The organism is Pseudomonas sp. GM30, from assembly GCF_000282275.2.
In the GTDB taxonomy this organism is placed as follows: domain Bacteria; phylum Pseudomonadota; class Gammaproteobacteria; order Pseudomonadales; family Pseudomonadaceae; genus Aquipseudomonas.
In genome coordinates, this window is record NZ_AKJP02000032.1 from 23,257 (window position 1) to 39,788 (window position 16,532).

Here is a 16,532-nt window from a genome sequence, read left to right on the forward strand (position 1 = left end):
TGCTGGAGCTGTTCGGATAACGCGTTGCGGATGTGCCGTGCACAATTGACGTACCAACGCGGCAACAAAAAACGAATTGACGAAGAGTTTCGTTAAACCATTGCGCAACACGGCATTGAAAATGTGGAAATCAAAAAGGAACACACGGTGCCAGGGGCCTGTCGCGAAGGCGGAAAACGGCCGTTTGATGTCCACAGGATTGTTCTCAGCCCACCGGATCGCTGGTTTGTGACGAATCAATGCATGCCGATTTCTTACAGCTCCCTCCTTGATCCTCACAATAGAGCGCCAAGGAGGGAGCGTTCGCTACGCCGTCGGCACAACATTATCCAACGCCTGATTCACCGCCAGCTCCCCCAGCATCACCACCTGCGCAATGCCCAGCAGCGTCTTGCGAATCGGCCCTTCCACCAGCGCGGCCACATCGCCCAACATCACCGTCGCTGAACCCAGTGATTCACTGGCGTTCGCCAGCAATTCCTCGGTGGCGATTTTGGGGTTGGCGAGGAACATGGCGTTGGGTGTGTAGGGCGTGGCCATGATATGGCTGGCGGGGTTCAGGTAGTGGTCGAGGGCGCGTTCGGCGGCTTCGCTGAGTTTTCGGGAATCGGGGGATTCGTAGGGGGAGACCGTTTCGGTTTCGGGTGGGTTTGGTGTGACCTTGAACATAGTGACGCTCCATATGTGGCTAAGGGAACCATCACATTCGCTACCAAACGAGGGTGGTGGCCATTACGAAGGTTGGTAGACCGGCACACATGGAAAAACCGGCGCGCTCGAAAGCGCCCTGCGCATGGCCACCATAAAACACAGGCGCCAGAAGGCATCTGCGTAAGGTGACGTTTTGCGCCATGTGTGAAACCGGGCTACCAAACCCGATCGCTGCTTTTCAGCGACCGACCCACGATAGAACCCGCACCCTGGGCGCACAAGCCGGCGGATTCTGGCGTAGTCGTAGGCAATGGCGCAAGGCGTTGTAGCCTGGGATGACGTAACACTGGGTGTCTTTAAACGGCTCTGACAGAACCTTAAACACGAGCGGGCAACTGACCGATGCGCGGCTTGAGCATTTCGATCGGGGTGATACGATCGTGGCGTGCCACCCACACCACAGAGCAGAATCGTTCACCATGAAGCCCAGTTTCGAAAAGATCCCCACCGAAGCCACTGCCTCGTGGACGCTGCTGAACCGGCGCCTGCCGCAAGCGATTCCGTTTGAATGGCATCACCATCCCGAGTACGAGCTGACGCTGACGTTGAACAGCCGTGGCCATCGCTACATCGGCAATGATGTCGCGCCATACGATGACGGCGATCTGATTCTGGTCGGGCCGAATGTGCCACATAGCTGGTCGTCGGCGGAGCGGGTCGATGCCGGGCAACCGCATGTGGCGTTGGTGATCTGGTTTTCGGCGGCGTGGGCGGAGTCGTTGGTGGCGCTGTTTTCGGAGATGGGGGCGCTGCGGCAATTGCTCGCGGCGGGGCGACAGGCGTTGAGTTTCAGTGCGGCGGCGTCGCGGGAGATTCGCCCGCTGATCGAGGCGATGGTCGAGCAGGAGCCGTCCGAGCGGTTGATCGCGTTGCTGGTGGTGTTGAACAAACTGACGCGGGACGTCGATGCCAGGCGAATCCTGTCGGCGCCGGACTCGCAGGTTGGCAGTCAGATTGTTGAAGACCCGCGCATCCATCGGGTTCTGGATTACGTGCATGGACACTACGCCCAGGCGATCAGCATTCCCGCGTTGGCCGAGATGGCGTGCGTCAGCGTGTCGGCGTTCCATCGGATGTTCCGCCGTCATACGCGCTGCACGGCGCTGGACTACATCGTACGGCTAAGAGTCGGACATGCCTGTGCGCTGTTGATGCAGGGGCATTCGACGGTTTCGCTGATTGCCGAGGAAGTGGGTTATTCGTCGCTGGCGCTGTTCAATCGCCAGTTCAAGGCGCTGAAGGGGCTGACGCCTTCGGAGTTTCGGCGTCAGCACGGTTATCACTTTCAGTAAGCGGCGCGCCGCTACAACGCCACAATCGTATTACTCGACGCGGCAAATCAGGCTGCCGGCGCCACCCTCGGAAATGGTCCCATACCTGCACCCACAACAAGGTCTGCAGGTCCCCCGATGAGCAAATACCAGGCATTCGAGAGCGCAACGCTGCCGGAGAATTACCGCGACAGCATCGTCAAAATGAAACGCACCTTGCGCGCGCAGATCGGCGATGTGCAGGGGTTGTTCGCCGAAGTCAGTGAGTTTATTGCCGGCGAGATTGCGTCGATCAAGGCGCAGGAGGCGCAGACCGGGTCGGCCTGGCCGGTGCTGGAGTTCGCTGATATCGCCGCTGGCACAGTGACTGCCGAGCAGTTGGCTTTGATCAAACGTCGCGGTTGCGTGGTGATCCGTAATCACTTCCCCCGCGAGCAGGTGCTGCAATGGGACCAGGGCTTGCTGGATTACCTCGACAGGAACCGGTTCGATGCGGTTTACCGTGGGCCGGTCGATCAGTTTTTCGGCAATCTTGAGGCGTCGCGACCGGAGATTTTTCCGATCTACTGGTCGGCGTCGCAGATGCAGCTGCGTCAGCATGAGCGGATGGGCACGGCGCAGGCGTTTCTCAATCGGTTATGGAAGACCCATTCGCACGGTCAGGACTGGTTCAACCCGGACATCAATGCGCTGTATCCGGATCGGGTGCGTCGGCGTCCGCCGGGCACTCACTCAAAAGGCCTTGGGCCGCACACCGATTCCGGGGCGCTGGAGCGCTGGTTGCATCCGGCGTATCTGAAGGTCTTCGACAACCTCTACAGCAACGACTTCGCAGCCTACGACCCGTGGGATGCGGCGTTTCGTACCGAGGTCGATGAATACGCCTACAAGGACACGGTCAAGTGTTCGGCGTTTCGCACGTTTCAGGGCTGGACTGCGCTGTCGGACATGCAGGCCGATCAAGGCGTGCTGCACACCGTGCCGATCCCCAAGGCGATGGCCTGCCTGCTGCTGCGGCCGCTGCTTGATGACGTGCCTGAAGACGAGTTGTGTGGGGTAGCGCCGGGCAAGGTGCTGCCGGTGTCGGCGCAATGGCATCCATTGCTGGTGGAGGGGTTGAGTCCGATACCGGACGTGCAGGCGGGCGATTCGGTGTGGTGGCATTGCGATGTAATCCATAGCGTCGCGCCAGTGGAGAACCAGCAGGGCTGGGGCAACGTGATGTACGTGCCGGCGGCGCCGATGTGTCCGAAGAATCTGCGTTATGCGCGGGATGTGTTCAGGGCATTCGAGCAGGGGACTTCGCCGGATGATTTTCCGCGTGAGGATTATGAGAGGTCGTGGGAGGAGCGTTTTGCTGTGGAGGGGCTGAACTCGCTGGGGCGTGCGGGGCTTGGGCTGGAGTGAGGGGGATTGCATCTTCGCTCGGCAAAGGCCGGGCGAAGATGCTTTGCGTTATCGCGATCAGTAATCCCAGATTGCCGGAATCCAGCGGAATGCTTCGCCGTTGACGGAGACACGGCCAACCGAAGGGAAGGGCAGGTGTGTGGCAACAAACAGTTCTCCGCTGGCGGCGGCTTCCTGCAGCAGTCGTACGCGCACGCGCACCGCTTCTTCGGGGTCGTGCTCGAAGCCGTTGTGCCAGTCCGGGTGGTCGAAGGCTACCGGGAACAGGGCGTCGCCGGCAAAGGTAAGGCGTTCGGCGCCGGACGTCACGTAGACCACGCAATGGCCCGGGGTGTGGCCGCCGGTGAGTCTGGCGACCACGCCGGGGGCCACTTGGTATTGATCTTCGAAGATACGCAGCTTGCTCTGGTACTGGTCGATGAACGCGTTGGCGGTGGAGCGCAAGACGTCCGGCACCGGCGCGGGCATGTCGGTATAGGTGAAGTCCGGCGAGGTCCAGAAGTCGACTTCGGTGGCGGTGACGTGGATACGCACATCGTCACGCAGACGGTTTTTCACCGCGTCGACGAGCAGGCCGCCGATGTGGTCCATGTGCATGTGGGTGATCACGATATCGGTGACATCCGCGAGGTCGATCCCGGCCGCCGCGAGGCGTTTGGGAAACTGCCCGGCACGCGGGAAGCCGGGGAACTGGCCGCCGAGGCCGGCGTCGACGAGGATGACCTGCTCGCCGCTGCGCACCACCAGCACGTTGAGTGCCCAGTCGAACGCGTCGGGGCCCAGGTACATCTCTTTGAACCACGCGGCGCGGTCGGCGGGATCGGCGTTGGTCGACATGGTCTGGGTCGGCAGAGGAAGCACGCCGTCGCTGATGACCATGACGTCGATGTCACCGAGGCGCAGCGCGTAGCGCGACGGCACCAGTTCTTCGGTCGGGGTTTGCAGGGTTGCGCGGTTGGCGGTGAAGGAATCCAGAGGCAAAGTCATGGTGTTCTCCTTTTTATCAGGCAAGGTAATCCGGGGCGAGATCAGGCCACCGGAATCATCGGGTCGGCAGCGGCGAGGGCGGTTCGCCGGTCAGCGGCTGGCGGGTAGATCCACACGCTGTTGATTTGCGTCTTCAGCTCCTTGGCTTCGGCTCGCACCAGTTTCAATTGGCGATCCCAGCCTTCGGTGTACACCGCGCCCCAGGCACCGAGGTCCAGGCAGGTCACGTACTTGGGCTGACGGTAAGTGGTTGGCGCCACACCGAGCAGATCGGCGACGGCGTTGTTGCCGGCATGCCGACCGAGGCTGATGGCGTGCTGGCAGGACATGACCGAGAAATTTCCGACGTCATCGGTGGCGGCGCGGGCGACATCGCCGGCCGCGAATACGTGATCGAGGCCCTGTACTTTGAGGTTGCCATCGACGTGCAGACGCCCCTGGCCATCGCGCTCGGCGGTGAGTTGTTCGGTCAGCGGGCTGGCGCGGAAACCCACGGTCCAGATCACCGTGTTACTTTCGATGTGGCGACCGTCAGCGAGCGTGACGCCGTTGGCATCCACGGCGGCGACTGTCGCGTCGACGATCCATTCGATGCCCAGGTCTTTTGACGCCTCGATGATCGACGGACGAATGCCGTCACCCATGGTCGCGGCGATGTCTTTGCTGCGATCAACGATGATCACCCGAACGTCTTGCTTTGCACCGAGAATGGCGCGCAGACGGCTGGGCATTTCGGTCGCGGTTTCGATACCGGTGAAGCCACCACCGGCGATTACCACGGTGTTGCGCGCAGCGCTGACGGGATGCTTGGCCAGTGAGTGGAGGTGGCGCTCGAGGCGCGCCGCCGATTCGATCTGGTCGACGTCGAACGCATGCTCTTTCAGGCCGGGTACCGGCGGACGGGCCAGTTGGCTGCCGCTGGCCAGCACCAGGCGATCGTAGGTCAGTTCACCGGGGCGGCCCGCCTCATCGCGATACCCGACCCGCCGCGCCTGGCTGTCGACGCTTTCGGCAGTGCCTTTGACGAAACGCACGCCCACGGCATCGAGCAGCGCATCCAGCGGCGCGTACATGCTCTGAACATCGGGCTCGTAGAAACGCGGACGAATGCGCAGTTCGGCTTGCGGTGCGAGCAGTGTGATCTGCACATCGTGGCGGTCATGCATATCCAGCAAGCGCGCGGCGCTCAACGTGCTCCACAGCCCGCCGAACCCTGCACCGATCACCAATAATTGCTGTTTCATAATGTGCTCCCTGACGCAGATGGATGGATAAACCGAGTCGTGATTGCGACTCTGGCGTGACGATCACCGGCCGCCTCAAACTGCTTGCCGTACTGCATGGCGCTAAATCGCCCGCTGTCGAAAGCAATGCTATGGCGGGAGGCCTGCGGGCGCAGTTGTCCATCGGTGTGTGCGGGTTACGCATGGGTCGAAGGGGGGTATACGAAGGTATCGGGCGGGTACGCCAAACTGTAGGAGCTGCCGAAGGCTGCGATCTTTTGATCTTGTTTTTAAAGATCAAAGTCAAAAGATCGCAGCCTTCGGCAGCTCCTACAGGGGAGGTGTTTGGTTCAGGGAGATCGCGATGTGCCTGAGCAGGTCTTCGGCGCGGAAGGGTTTCGCCAGGCAGGCGATGACGCCGGGGGGAAGATTCTTCATTTCATCGGGACGGGCGGTGACAAAAATCACCGGGATGCGCCAGCCTTGCGCGTGTAATGCGGCATGCAGTTGCGGGCCGCTCATGCCGGGCATCTGGATATCGGAAATCAGACAGTGCGTCTGCGCCGGACCTTCCGACTCAAGGAAAGCCTGACCTCCCGAATAGCCAAGCACTTGATAATCACTGGCGCGCAACAGGCTTTCCAGCGCACGGCGAATGGCCTCGTCGTCGTCAACCACGGCAATGACAACTTTATGCTGCATAGGGCTCCCTGGCCGGATGGGCACGCATGGCGACTCCTGTCGTTCTTGCACCATACGCCGTCGGCAGCGGCGCAAAACTATACCTAGGTATAGCGCGGCCAGCCCCTTTGCCAGTCAGTGCTGACGGCGTCAGCCTTCGCGGCTGAAGCGGCTGCGGTAGTCACGCGGTGAAATCGACAGATGACGCTGGAAGCAGGCGCGCAAACGCTCTTCGTCGCCGAAGCCACTGAGACGCGCGACCTGGTCGATGTTGTGCGCCGAGGACTCCAGCAAACGCCTGGCCGCTTCGAGGCGAAACAGCTCGATGGCCCTGGAGGGCGTGTGACCGGTGCTCTGTTTGTAGACCCGGGTGAAATTGCGCAGGCTCATTTTGGCCTGTTCGGCGAGGCGTTCCACCGTCAACTTCGGATCGCTTGAGTGCTCCATCAGCCACAGGTGCAGCGAATCGAACTGCGGGCTGCCCTGCATCTGCGATTGCAACAGGGTGCTGTATTGCGCCTGACCACCGGGACGCTTGAGGTACACCACCAATTCACGGGCGACCTGCAACGCCACCTCACGGCCGCAATCAGCCTCGACCAGCGCCAGGGCCAGATCGATTCCTGCCGTGACCCCGGCCGATGTCCAGACCGCGCCCTGTTGAATGAAGATCGCATCGGCATCCACCTCGACCGCCGCAAAGCGCTCACGCAACGTGTCGCACATGGCCCAATGCGTGGCGGCGCGGCGACCGTCGAGCAAACCGGCCTGAGCGAGCAGGAAGGCGCCGCTGCACACCGAGACCACACGTCGCGCGGCCTGGCTTTCATGCCTTAGCCACGTGGTGAGTTCAGCGTGATCGTCGAGAGTCTGGCAAATATCGGGCGCGCCGGGCACGACCAGGGTGTCGAGCGAGGCCATGTCGAGCTGGCGCAGCGCCCGGGTGTCCACGGCCAGGCCTTCGATGGTGTTGATCAGGCCGCCTTCAAGGCTGGCGGTGTGCAGTTGGTAACCGTGTTGGCCGCGTTCGGCCAAGGCTTTGCTCGCCGCCCAGAACACGGTTTGCGCACCACTGAGGTCGAGCAGGCTCATTCGCGGGTAAGCAATAAACACCACGTCGCGCGGCTCGGATTTGGGCCAGGTGAGGGTTTGCAGAGAAACGCTGGACATGGAAATCGGGCCTGTTCAAACGGTGGCAGAGGGGCGGCGGTGTGGCCGATTTTCAGGGGTTTCTGGCCTGTCGGCAATGCGTCCCGACTGCTAGCCTGTGGCGCGACCGTTTGGCTGGCCTCTGGCTGCGTTCGCCATCATGGACTAGATTTATTCACCTGCACATCGCACGCGTTGCGATCTCGCCGAGGACTCACGATGACCCTGTGGTCGCATTCCAGCCCCAGCGCAACACCGCCCGCGTTGGGGGAGCCGGTGGTTTATGTGGTCGACGACGACGCGTCCATGCGTCAGGCCCTCGACGGTTTGCTGCGCTCGACCGGGCTGCAGGTGCAGACGTTCGAAACCTCCCGGGACTTCCTCACTTCGGCCAGACGTGACGCGCCCGGTTGCCTGGTGCTCGATGTGCGTTTGCGCGGCGAAAGCGGCTTGATCGTTCAGGAACAGATGGAGAAAAACGGTCTGCGCATTCCCGTCGTGTTTATGACCGGCCACGGCGACATTGCCATGACGGTCAAGGCGATGAAGGCCGGGGCGGTGGATTTTCTGGCCAAGCCTTTTCGTGATCAGGACATGCTCGACGCCGTAGCCAGCGCGCTGGCCCGTGACAGCGCGCGACTGGTCGCCGAACAATCCGGTGCGGCCCTGCGTCTGGCCTACGAGACACTGACGGTGCGTGAGCGCGAGGTGCTCGGTTTCGTCATCAGCGGGCTGATGAACAAGCAGATTGCCGCGCAACTCAACCTCAGCGAAGTGACGGTTAAAGTCCATCGCGGCCAGGTCATGAGGAAACTCGCTGCACGTTCGGTGGCCGATCTGGTGCGTATCGCCGAGTCGTTGGGCATTGAGCCGGCGCGGCGCTCCAGTTGAGCTGAATACGCGGGGGGAACATTCACCGCGTGGCAAAAACCCTTTAACGGTGTCGACCCGGATGGCCAGCAAACAGCAGATTTTGTGGAGTGACGGCGAGCGGGTGTTTTGCCGCGAGCGCGGTAAGGGCGAGGGCAGTCCCAGTGTGCTGGTGATGCGCCCGACCCTTGATCAGCCGTTGCCTGCCACCCTCGACCGACTGGCACACGAATACAGCCTCAAGGACGAGCTCGGCAGGCAATGGGCGTTGCAGCCGCAAGCCCTTGTGCGTGCTGGCGGAACCACGCGCCTGGTGTTCGACGACCCCGGCGGCGAGCCACTGTCACGCTTGCTGGTCGCACCGCTGGACACGGAAACCTGCCTGTTGCACGCGATCAACATCGCCGTCGCGCTCGGCCATGTGCATCAGTGCGGGCTGGTGCACAAGGATCTCAAGCCGCAGCATATTCTGGTCAATTGCCACGACGGTCAGGCTCGTCTGACTGGCTTCGGCCTGGCCTCGCGTCTGCCGCGCGAACGTCAGGCGCCTGCGCCGCCGGAAACCATCGCCGGCACACTGGCCTACATGGCGCCCGAACAGACCGGGCGAATGAATCGCTCGATCGACTCACGCAGCGATTTGTACGCCTTCGGCGTGACGTTGTATCAGATGCTCACCGGCTCGTTGCCGTTCAGCGCCAATGACCCGATGGAGTGGGTGCATTGCCACATCGCACGGCTGCCGATGCCGGCCTGTGAACGGGTCGCCACGGTACCGGTGATGCTGTCGCGTGTGGTCATGAAGCTGCTCGCCAAGACGGCCGAAGCACGCTATCAAACGGCCGCCGGCGTTGAACATGATCTGCGCCGTTGTCTGGACGATTGGCGGCGGACGCGGCAGATCCAGGTGTTCACGCTGAACGAGCAGGGCGCGATCGATCGCTTGCTGATCCCGGAGAAGCTCTACGGGCGTGAGCGCGAAGTGCAAACGCTGATCGACGCCTTTGCCCAGGTGGTAAAGACTTCTTCGCCGAGGCTGGTGCTGGTTTCGGGTTATTCCGGCATCGGCAAGTCCTCGGTGGTCAGTGAATTGCACAAAGTGTTGGTGCCGTCGCGGGGATTGTTTGCTGCCGGCAAGTTCGACCAATACCAGCGGGATATTCCCTATGCGACGCTGGTTCAGGCTTTTCAGGGATTGGTGCGCACGCTGCTGGGCAAGCGCCGTGAAGTGCTGGCTGACTGGCGCGCGGCGCTGTTGCAGGCACTGTCGCCGAACGCGCGGTTGATGACCGAGCTGATCCCGGAACTCAAACTGATTATTGGCGAACCACCGCCGGTGCCGGAACTTGAGCCGCAGCAAGCGCAGCAGCGTTTCATGGCGGTGTTGCAACGCTTCATCGGCGTGTTCGCCCGGCCCGAGCACCCGCTGGCGTTGTTCCTTGATGACCTGCAATGGCTGGATGCGGCGACGCTCGATCTGCTGGAGGACCTGTTGACCCGCTCGGAGCTGGGGCACTTGTTGCTGGTGGGGGCTTACCGCGATAACGAGGTCGATGCCGATCACCCGCTCAACGGCAAGCTCCGGGCCATGCGCACTGCCGGCGTGCACATTGATGAGATCCGCCTGGCGGCGCTCGCCGGCGTGCACATCGAGCAACTGATTGCCGAATCCCTGCGCTGTCCTCCCGCAAGCATCGTTGCATTGGCACGGCTGGTGCTGGACAAGACCTACGGCAATCCCTTTTTCGTCATCCAGTTTTTGCACGCGCTGTTCGAGGAGCAGTTGCTGGTGTACGACCATCAGTTCAGCCGCTGGCGCTGGGATCTGGCCCTGATCAACGCCAAGGGCTACACCGATAACGTGGTCGATCTGATGCTCGGCAAACTGGCGCGCCTGCCGCTGGACACTCGCCAGGCGCTGCAACAACTGGCCTGCCTGGGCAACGTGGCGCGGATCGACACGCTGGCCACTGTGCTCGACCTGTCGACGGTGCGCGTGCGTGCGGTGCTGTGGCCGGCGGTGCGTCAGGAACTGGTCGAGTTTCACGAAGGCACCTGTGCATTCGCTCACGACCGCATTCACGAAGCCGCGTATTCGCTGATCGCCGACGCTGAACGCGCGCAACGGCATCTGCGCATCGGCCGCTTGCTCGCTCTGCAAACGCAACGCGAAGGGCGCGAAGAGGCGATCTTCGAAATCGTCGGTCAACTCAATCGCGGCGCCAGCCTGATCAGCGCCCGCGCCGAACGCGAACAGTTGGCCGAATTCAACCTGCTCGCCGGCCAGCGCGCCAAGGCGTCGACCGCATATACGTCAGCGCTGACTTACCTGGGCGCGGGCGCGGCGATGCTCGGCGAGCAGGACGCTGACAGTCGCCATGAACTGGGGTTTGCCCTGGCGCTGAACCGCGCCGAGTGCGAGTTCCTCACCGGGCAACTGGCGCTGGCCGAGGCGCGTCTGGCCGCGCTGGCCGAGCGCGCCATAACCACCGTGGAACGGGCGGCGGTCACCTGTTTGCAGATGGATGTCTACTTGTTGCTCGATCGCAGTGATCGCGCCGTGAACGTGTGCCTGACGTATTTGCGTCAGGTCGGCATTGACTGGACGGCGCATCCGGACGATCAGCAAGTGCGATTCGAGTACGAACAGATCTGGACGCAACTGGGTGAGCGCAGCATCGAGCAGTTGATCGACCTGCCACTGATGCAAGATCCGGCCTCGCTGGTCACGCTGGATGCGTTGAGCAAACTCTTCGCACCGGCGTTGCAGTCGGATGCCAACCTCGCGTGCCTGACCATTTGCAAAGCCGTCAGCCTGAGCCTGCAACACGGCAACTGCGATGCCTCCTGCATGCTCTACGCCAACGTCATGCGTGTCGCCGGCCCGCGCTTCGGCGATTACGCCGCCGGTTACCGCTTTGGCCGTTTGGGCTGCGATCTGGTCGATCGCCGCGGACTGACGCGATACGAAGCGCGTACCTACCTGTGCTTCTCGATTTTTGTGGTGCGCTGGATGCGACCTGTGCGTGAGTGCCGCGAATTGCTGCGCCGAGCACTCAGCGCCGGCAACCGCATCGGCGATTTGCCTTATGCGGCTTATGCCGGTAATAGCCTGATTTCCGATCTGTTGTTTATTGGCGAGCCGCTGGCGCAAGTGCAGGATCAGGCCGAGACGGGGCTGGCCTATGCGCAGAAGATTCGCTTCGGTCTGGTGGTGAGCTTCATCAGTTGCCAACGCGCGCTGATTCGCATGCTGCGCGGGCAGACGCCGCAGTTTGGCTGTTTCAACGACGAGCACTTTGACGAGGCAAGTTTTGAGACGAACCTTGCTGCCCCGGATCTGGCACTGGCTCGCGGCAAATATTGGGTGCGCAAACTGCAGGCGCGCTATCTGGCCGGGGATTATCCGGCGGCGGCCGTCTGCGCAGCGCAGGCACAGGCGCTGTTGTGGGTGATTTCCTCGTTTTTTGAAGAGGCCGAATATCACTTTTACGCCGCCTTGACTCTGGCCGCTACCGCCGAATCAGACCCTGATCAACGACAACGCCTGAGTGAACATCTCGATCAACTGCAAGTCTGGGCGCAACAGTCTGCGCAGACTTTTGCCAGTCAGACGGCGCTGGTCGCTGCTGAAATCGCTCGGGTTGCAGGGCAGTTGATCGAAGCACAGTCGTTGTACGAGCAGGCGATTCAACTGGCCCAGGACAGCGGTTTTGTGCATGTCGAAGCCTTGGCCAACGAACTCGCCGCGCGCTTTTACAGTGCCCGTGGTCTGGACAAGATCGCCCGTCTGTACCTGCAAGACGCGCGCTACGGTTATCGGCGTTGGGGCGCCGAGGGCAAGGTGCGACAACTGGAACGATGCCATCGCTATTTGCGCAATGAAGAGGCGTCGCCCAACCCGACCGCGACCATCATCACCCCGGTCGAGCATCTTGATCTGGCCACGGTGCTCAAGGTATCCCAAGCCGTTTCAAGCGAAATTGTCCTGGATCGATTGATCGAAATGGTCATGCGCACCGCCATCGAACAGGCTGGCGCCGAGCACGGTCTGCTGATTTTGATCGAAGACGAGACGCCCTATATTGCCGCGCGAACCAGCGTTGGCAACCACCGCACGCAGTTGTGCAACGAGCCGGTGAGTACCACGGCGTTGGCCGAATCGGTGCTTTACCAGACCCTGCGCACCGGCGAAAGCCTGTGCCTGGACGATGCCGTCGCCGATCCGGCCTTTGCCGCTGACCCGTACATTCATCAGCGCGGCGCGCGTTCGATCCTGTGCCTGCCATTGATGAATCAGGGGCGGATTGCCGGGGCGCTGTACCTGGAAAACAACCTGTCTGGCGGCGTGTTCAGCCCGGCGCGTTTTGCCGTGCTGCGACTGGTGGCTTCACAGGCGGCGATCTCGCTGGACAACGCGCGGCTGTATCGCGACGTCGCCGAGCGTGAGGCGAAGATTCGGCGGCTGGTCGACGCCAACATCATTGGCATCATCGTCTGGAATATTGAAGGGGAAATTATTGAAGCCAACGACGCGTTTCTGCGCATGGTCGGTTATGAGCGTGAAGATTTGCTTTCGCGCAGGGTGCATTGGCGGGACATGACTCCGCCGCCATTGCGCGAGGAAAGTGAAGTTGCGCTGGCGACCGCGATCCGCACCGGGCGCGCGCAGCCGTTCGAAAAGGAATACATCCGCAAGGACGGCAGCCGCCTGCCGGTGATCGTCGGCCTGGCCGCGTTCGAAGCCAGTCAGCAGCAGGGCGTGGCGTTCGTCCTCGACCTGAGCGAGCGTAAACAAGCTGAAGAACAAGTACGTGAGAGCGAACGCCGATATCGTCAGGTCCAGGCGGAACTGTCCCACGCCAATCGCGTGGCGACCATGGGCCAATTGGCGGCGTCCATCGCCCATGAAGTCAACCAGCCCATCGCTGCCACCGTGACCAATGCCAACGCCGCGTTGCGCTGGCTCGGTGCGCAACCGGCGAACATCGACGAGGTCAAGCAGGGCCTCAGACGTATCGTCAACGATGGCAACCGCGCAGCCGAGGTGCTCGGACGCATCCGCGCACTGATCCGCAAGACACCACCGCAACGCCAGGTGCTGAACCTCAACGCGGTGGTGGGCGAAATGGTCGGGTTCACGCGCGGTGAGGCGGCGCGGTGCGGAGCCGTGGTCAGTACGCAATTGGCCAGCGACTTGCCTGCGGTATTGGCCGACCGGGTCGAATTGCAGCAAGTCCTGCTCAACCTGATCATCAATGCCCTCGAAGCAATGGAGGTGATGGAGGCGGGCGAGCGCAGACTGCTGATCAGCAGCGAATCCGTTGCAGATGACGTTCGGATCATGGTCAGCGACTCCGGGCCGGGATTCGCCTGCGAGCGTGCAGAGGAAGTGTTCACTGCGTTCTACACCACCAAATCGACCGGGCTGGGCATGGGACTGTCGATCTGCCGCAGCATCATCGAAGCCCATGGCGGACGTTTGTGGGCAGAGGCCAATTTGCCGTTGGGTGCGCGAGTGTTATTTACGCTGGCGGTGTGCAAAAGCGTCGCAATCCCCCAGCAATCATGGCCGGGGAGGTAGGTGGTGGACGTTTCGGGTTCTTTGTTGACTGGGCTGGCGCCATCGCGAGCAGGCTCACTCCTACAGTGGATTTTGCAGTGTTCACGAATGTTGTGGCGGACGCAAAACCTGTGGGAGCGGGCTTGCTCGCGAAGGGGCATCCACGCGATTCCCAGCACTTGGTCGAAACTTACCGTCCACTGCAATTGGCGTCGTCAGCGCCGAAAATCTAAACATTGCAACTGCGCAAAAAGTTGCGCAGTTGCTTCGCCAATTTCACCCGAGAATTCCCTTCAAGCCTCTCTAAATCAAGCCCTCCATACCTCTAGCAATCCTGATGACATGCACTTGGGGCATAAAAATGTGGCGACTTCGAATGGCGGCAACCTGGCCGATGTCAACGTAGATCTTGAGGGCGCTTCGTGTAACCTGAGTGCGGGAAATAGCGGTTACGTGAAAGAAGGGATGTCGTGTGTCGAACGTGGAAGTTGTGGAGCGCCATATGGACGATAAAGAATTGCCTGTTCTGATTGAGGTGTTTGTATCAGATGACGATGGCCCTGTATTCGAGGAGCTCCCTGCAATCGCGATGGGGCAGGATACTTATCAGCTGCTGTCCTCACCTGGTCTTGCGTTGAATTTGGCTCGAGGTGACATCATCTCGATAAAAAACAAAAACACTCACGCTGAAGTCCTGAAGCGCGGAGGAAATTTTTGTATTCATATTTACGCCGACTACATCCCCGAGGACGTCATTGCACAACTGGAAACTGATGTTGGCAATGAACTGGGTGGAACGCTGGATGGCGTTTTCGAAGGCAACCTGTCACTGGCTGTGCCGTCAAGCAATGGCATGGACAGCATCAATGCGTTTTTTGATCGGTTCCGCGAGCAAACGGGACTCGAATGGTATTACGCCAATATCTATAAAAACATTGATGATGAAGATGATGAAACGCTGCTCAATTGGTGGCTGCAGAGCTGACTGACAGGCCAGCAGACGGCAAGGTCGCGAGACCAGGATCAAGTCAAAGGGGTGACAACATGAAGGACGCCATTCGCTTGGGCGACTCCACCACCCACGGTGGCAAGGTGCTCGAAGCCTTCTCCCAAACCGATCTCAACGGCAAGCCTGTTGCCGGAGTCGGTCACAAGGTCAGCTGTCCACTGTGCAAAGGGGTTTTCCCGATTGCAGAGGGCAGCAGCACTTACACCGTTGATGGCACGCCCATCGCTCTGGACGGTATGAAAACCGCTTGCGGTGCTGCGCTGATTGCAAGCGGCCCGAAAGGGGCTGTGATCAGTTGAATCAACATGTACCGCATCGGCATATGCCGGGCATCCCCTGATGTTTGTTGCATGAGTGTTGGCAGGCCCAGGCCATCAATCATTTCTTTAAAGTCTTGAACTATCTTACGGATGAGATGCAGTCATGACGACTGAAACGCCTGTCGCGAAAGTACGTGAACCTCAAGTGGCGATCGTTCCGCTCAACACCATTGACATTAAGGATGTCGGACGCGGTGCAGCCAGATTCGATGCCTGGCTGCAATCGATCAGTGGTGGAGTAGTCACTCTTGAGCGCGTCAAGAACGTTGCCGGAGCGTTGCCGGTGGTGGGCAACATCATGGCCTTGGTGGATGCGCTCGGAGACATTGTTGTCCTTGCCAAAAGCAAGCAACGCCAGATTCTGGACTGGGTCAGCCTGGGTATCAATCTGATCGGTGTTTTACCGGCGCCACCCACAATGGCCTCGGCGCGTATGACCTTGCGTCCGACCTTGTCGCTGGTGCGTCAAGAACTTCGTAACAGCGCCAAGATGCTGCTGGGCGATTCGCTGATCGAAGTCCTGATCGGACATTTGAATGCCACCATTGTCGGTACGATCGATGACTTTGTAGAGCAGGCCAAGCCGAAGCTGGCTGAAATACTCGACAACGGCGGCAAGCTTGGCCAGAACGCGGTCAACGAAATCGCCAAGGGCCTGGAAACGGTCGTCAACGGCAAGCTTGATGCAAAAGGCGACATGAAGTCGGCGAGTGCCAAGATGAGTGCGGCCGGAGGTCAGTTGTTGCATGACCCCAAGGCAGCCATCAGTAATTCGACCGCGCGTGGCCTAGGGGTACGTCCTGTCGATATTCCAGTTGATAAAGATGGGAACGTTCATCCCAATACCGGTGGGATGTCCGTAGCGCCGGATACTCCGCAAAACCTGCCGGATCATCGGCGCCCCTCTACGTTACCCGGCGGAACCAGCAAAGACAGCGCCTGCAAATTGAATACCGCTTCACTTCCGGAAAGTCTTCGTTACGTGCAAGACAAAAAAACTCACGGAACCATTCAGCCTAATAAGGCCATGCCACTTTCTGATTACCAGAAGGCACTAGGGTCGACGGCTGAGCATTGGGAGAAACAATGATGAAAACGCTTGATAAACCGTTGGACGATGAACTGTCCGGCGCATTGAGGAGGGGGGATGATCTTCTTTCGATACGGGAAATCCTGCTGAAGTATCGAGATAAGGGTTTTTCGGCTATATCGGTTAATGAACTGTTGGGGTCAATGCGCGGTGATGCCGATGAAGAGTTGGAGGATCGGATTCTGGAGGTGATGGATATCGTTACCGGGTTTTGTGCGCCAGCTCTGGAAGTCTGGTGAGCGGCGGGTTTG

13 protein-coding genes are annotated in these 16,532 nt (G+C 60.5%); 8 read left to right on the plus strand and 5 right to left on the minus strand.

Annotation, left to right across the window (positions count from 1 at the left end):
• Positions 1-306: 306 nt before the first annotated feature.
• Positions 307-669 carry a DUF6124 family protein gene (locus PMI25_RS26530; RefSeq protein ID WP_007969049.1) on the minus strand — a complete coding sequence of 121 codons (363 nt, stop codon included), beginning with the start codon at positions 667-669 and terminating at the stop codon, positions 307-309.
• 461 nt (positions 670-1,130) lie between these two features.
• On the opposite strand from PMI25_RS26530, the gene PMI25_RS26535 reads away from it, so the two are divergent.
• Positions 1,131-2,003 carry a helix-turn-helix domain-containing protein gene (locus tag PMI25_RS26535; protein WP_007969050.1) on the plus strand — a complete coding sequence of 291 codons (873 nt, stop codon included), beginning with the start codon at positions 1,131-1,133 and terminating at the stop codon, positions 2,001-2,003.
• Positions 2,004-2,120: 117 nt separating this feature from the next.
• Positions 2,121-3,389: a DUF1479 domain-containing protein gene (locus PMI25_RS26540; RefSeq protein ID WP_007969051.1), complete on the plus strand. Its 1,269-nt coding sequence runs from the start codon at positions 2,121-2,123 to the stop codon at positions 3,387-3,389.
• Between the two features lie 57 nt (positions 3,390-3,446).
• Here PMI25_RS26540 and PMI25_RS26545 read toward each other — a convergent pair whose 3' ends face one another.
• From PMI25_RS26545 to PMI25_RS26560, 4 genes are all read right to left on the minus strand, one after another.
• On the minus strand, positions 3,447-4,376 hold the full coding sequence (locus PMI25_RS26545; protein WP_007969052.1) for an MBL fold metallo-hydrolase: 930 nt from the start codon (positions 4,374-4,376) through the stop codon (positions 3,447-3,449).
• A gap of 41 nt (positions 4,377-4,417) precedes the next feature.
• A complete protein-coding gene (locus tag PMI25_RS26550; protein ID WP_007969053.1) occupies positions 4,418-5,620 on the minus strand; it encodes an NAD(P)/FAD-dependent oxidoreductase in 1,203 nt (400 codons plus the stop codon).
• A 309-nt stretch (positions 5,621-5,929) separates the two neighbouring features.
• Positions 5,930-6,301 carry a response regulator transcription factor gene (locus PMI25_RS26555; RefSeq protein WP_007969238.1) on the minus strand — a complete coding sequence of 124 codons (372 nt, stop codon included), beginning with the start codon at positions 6,299-6,301 and terminating at the stop codon, positions 5,930-5,932.
• 129 nt (positions 6,302-6,430) lie between these two features.
• A complete protein-coding gene (locus PMI25_RS26560) occupies positions 6,431-7,450 on the minus strand; it encodes a GlxA family transcriptional regulator (RefSeq protein ID WP_007969239.1) in 1,020 nt (339 codons plus the stop codon).
• A gap of 198 nt (positions 7,451-7,648) precedes the next feature.
• Between PMI25_RS26560 and PMI25_RS26565 the strand changes: the two genes are divergently transcribed.
• The 6 genes from PMI25_RS26565 (at position 7,649) to PMI25_RS26590 (ending at position 16,520) form a co-directional block, all read left to right on the plus strand.
• Complete coding sequence (locus PMI25_RS26565) at positions 7,649-8,320, plus strand: response regulator transcription factor (RefSeq protein WP_007969240.1); 672 nt, start codon at positions 7,649-7,651, stop codon at positions 8,318-8,320.
• A gap of 61 nt (positions 8,321-8,381) precedes the next feature.
• Positions 8,382-13,883: a trifunctional serine/threonine-protein kinase/ATP-binding protein/sensor histidine kinase gene (locus PMI25_RS26570; RefSeq protein ID WP_007969241.1), complete on the plus strand. Its 5,502-nt coding sequence runs from the start codon at positions 8,382-8,384 to the stop codon at positions 13,881-13,883.
• 481 nt (positions 13,884-14,364) lie between these two features.
• Positions 14,365-14,847 carry a DUF4265 domain-containing protein gene (locus tag PMI25_RS26575; protein ID WP_007969242.1) on the plus strand — a complete coding sequence of 161 codons (483 nt, stop codon included), beginning with the start codon at positions 14,365-14,367 and terminating at the stop codon, positions 14,845-14,847.
• 59 nt (positions 14,848-14,906) lie between these two features.
• Positions 14,907-15,170: a PAAR domain-containing protein gene (locus PMI25_RS26580; RefSeq protein WP_007969244.1), complete on the plus strand. Its 264-nt coding sequence runs from the start codon at positions 14,907-14,909 to the stop codon at positions 15,168-15,170.
• A 124-nt stretch (positions 15,171-15,294) separates the two neighbouring features.
• Positions 15,295-16,281: a hypothetical protein gene (locus PMI25_RS26585; protein ID WP_007969246.1), complete on the plus strand. Its 987-nt coding sequence runs from the start codon at positions 15,295-15,297 to the stop codon at positions 16,279-16,281.
• A complete protein-coding gene (locus tag PMI25_RS26590) occupies positions 16,281-16,520 on the plus strand; it encodes a hypothetical protein (protein ID WP_238547102.1) in 240 nt (79 codons plus the stop codon). Before PMI25_RS26585 ends, PMI25_RS26590 begins: the two co-directional genes overlap by 1 nt.
• Positions 16,521-16,532 lie beyond the last annotated feature (12 nt).

Coding starts and splice junctions, on each gene's coding strand:
- PMI25_RS26585 (WP_007969246.1), top strand. CDS start 15,295: ATGACGACTGAAACGCCTGTCGCGAAAGTACGTGAACCTCAAGTGGCG.
- PMI25_RS26570 (WP_007969241.1), top strand. CDS start 8,382: ATGGCCAGCAAACAGCAGATTTTGTGGAGTGACGGCGAGCGGGTGTTT.
- PMI25_RS26550 (WP_007969053.1), bottom strand. CDS start 5,620: ATGAAACAGCAATTATTGGTGATCGGTGCAGGGTTCGGCGGGCTGTGG.
- PMI25_RS26545 (WP_007969052.1), bottom strand. CDS start 4,376: ATGACTTTGCCTCTGGATTCCTTCACCGCCAACCGCGCAACCCTGCAA.
- PMI25_RS26540 (WP_007969051.1), top strand. CDS start 2,121: ATGAGCAAATACCAGGCATTCGAGAGCGCAACGCTGCCGGAGAATTAC.
- PMI25_RS26530 (WP_007969049.1), bottom strand. CDS start 669: ATGTTCAAGGTCACACCAAACCCACCCGAAACCGAAACGGTCTCCCCC.
- PMI25_RS26565 (WP_007969240.1), top strand. CDS start 7,649: ATGACCCTGTGGTCGCATTCCAGCCCCAGCGCAACACCGCCCGCGTTG.
- PMI25_RS26535 (WP_007969050.1), top strand. CDS start 1,131: ATGAAGCCCAGTTTCGAAAAGATCCCCACCGAAGCCACTGCCTCGTGG.
- PMI25_RS26575 (WP_007969242.1), top strand. CDS start 14,365: ATGGACGATAAAGAATTGCCTGTTCTGATTGAGGTGTTTGTATCAGAT.
- PMI25_RS26555 (WP_007969238.1), bottom strand. CDS start 6,301: ATGCAGCATAAAGTTGTCATTGCCGTGGTTGACGACGACGAGGCCATT.
- PMI25_RS26590 (WP_238547102.1), top strand. CDS start 16,281: ATGAAAACGCTTGATAAACCGTTGGACGATGAACTGTCCGGCGCATTG.
- PMI25_RS26580 (WP_007969244.1), top strand. CDS start 14,907: ATGAAGGACGCCATTCGCTTGGGCGACTCCACCACCCACGGTGGCAAG.
- PMI25_RS26560 (WP_007969239.1), bottom strand. CDS start 7,450: ATGTCCAGCGTTTCTCTGCAAACCCTCACCTGGCCCAAATCCGAGCCG.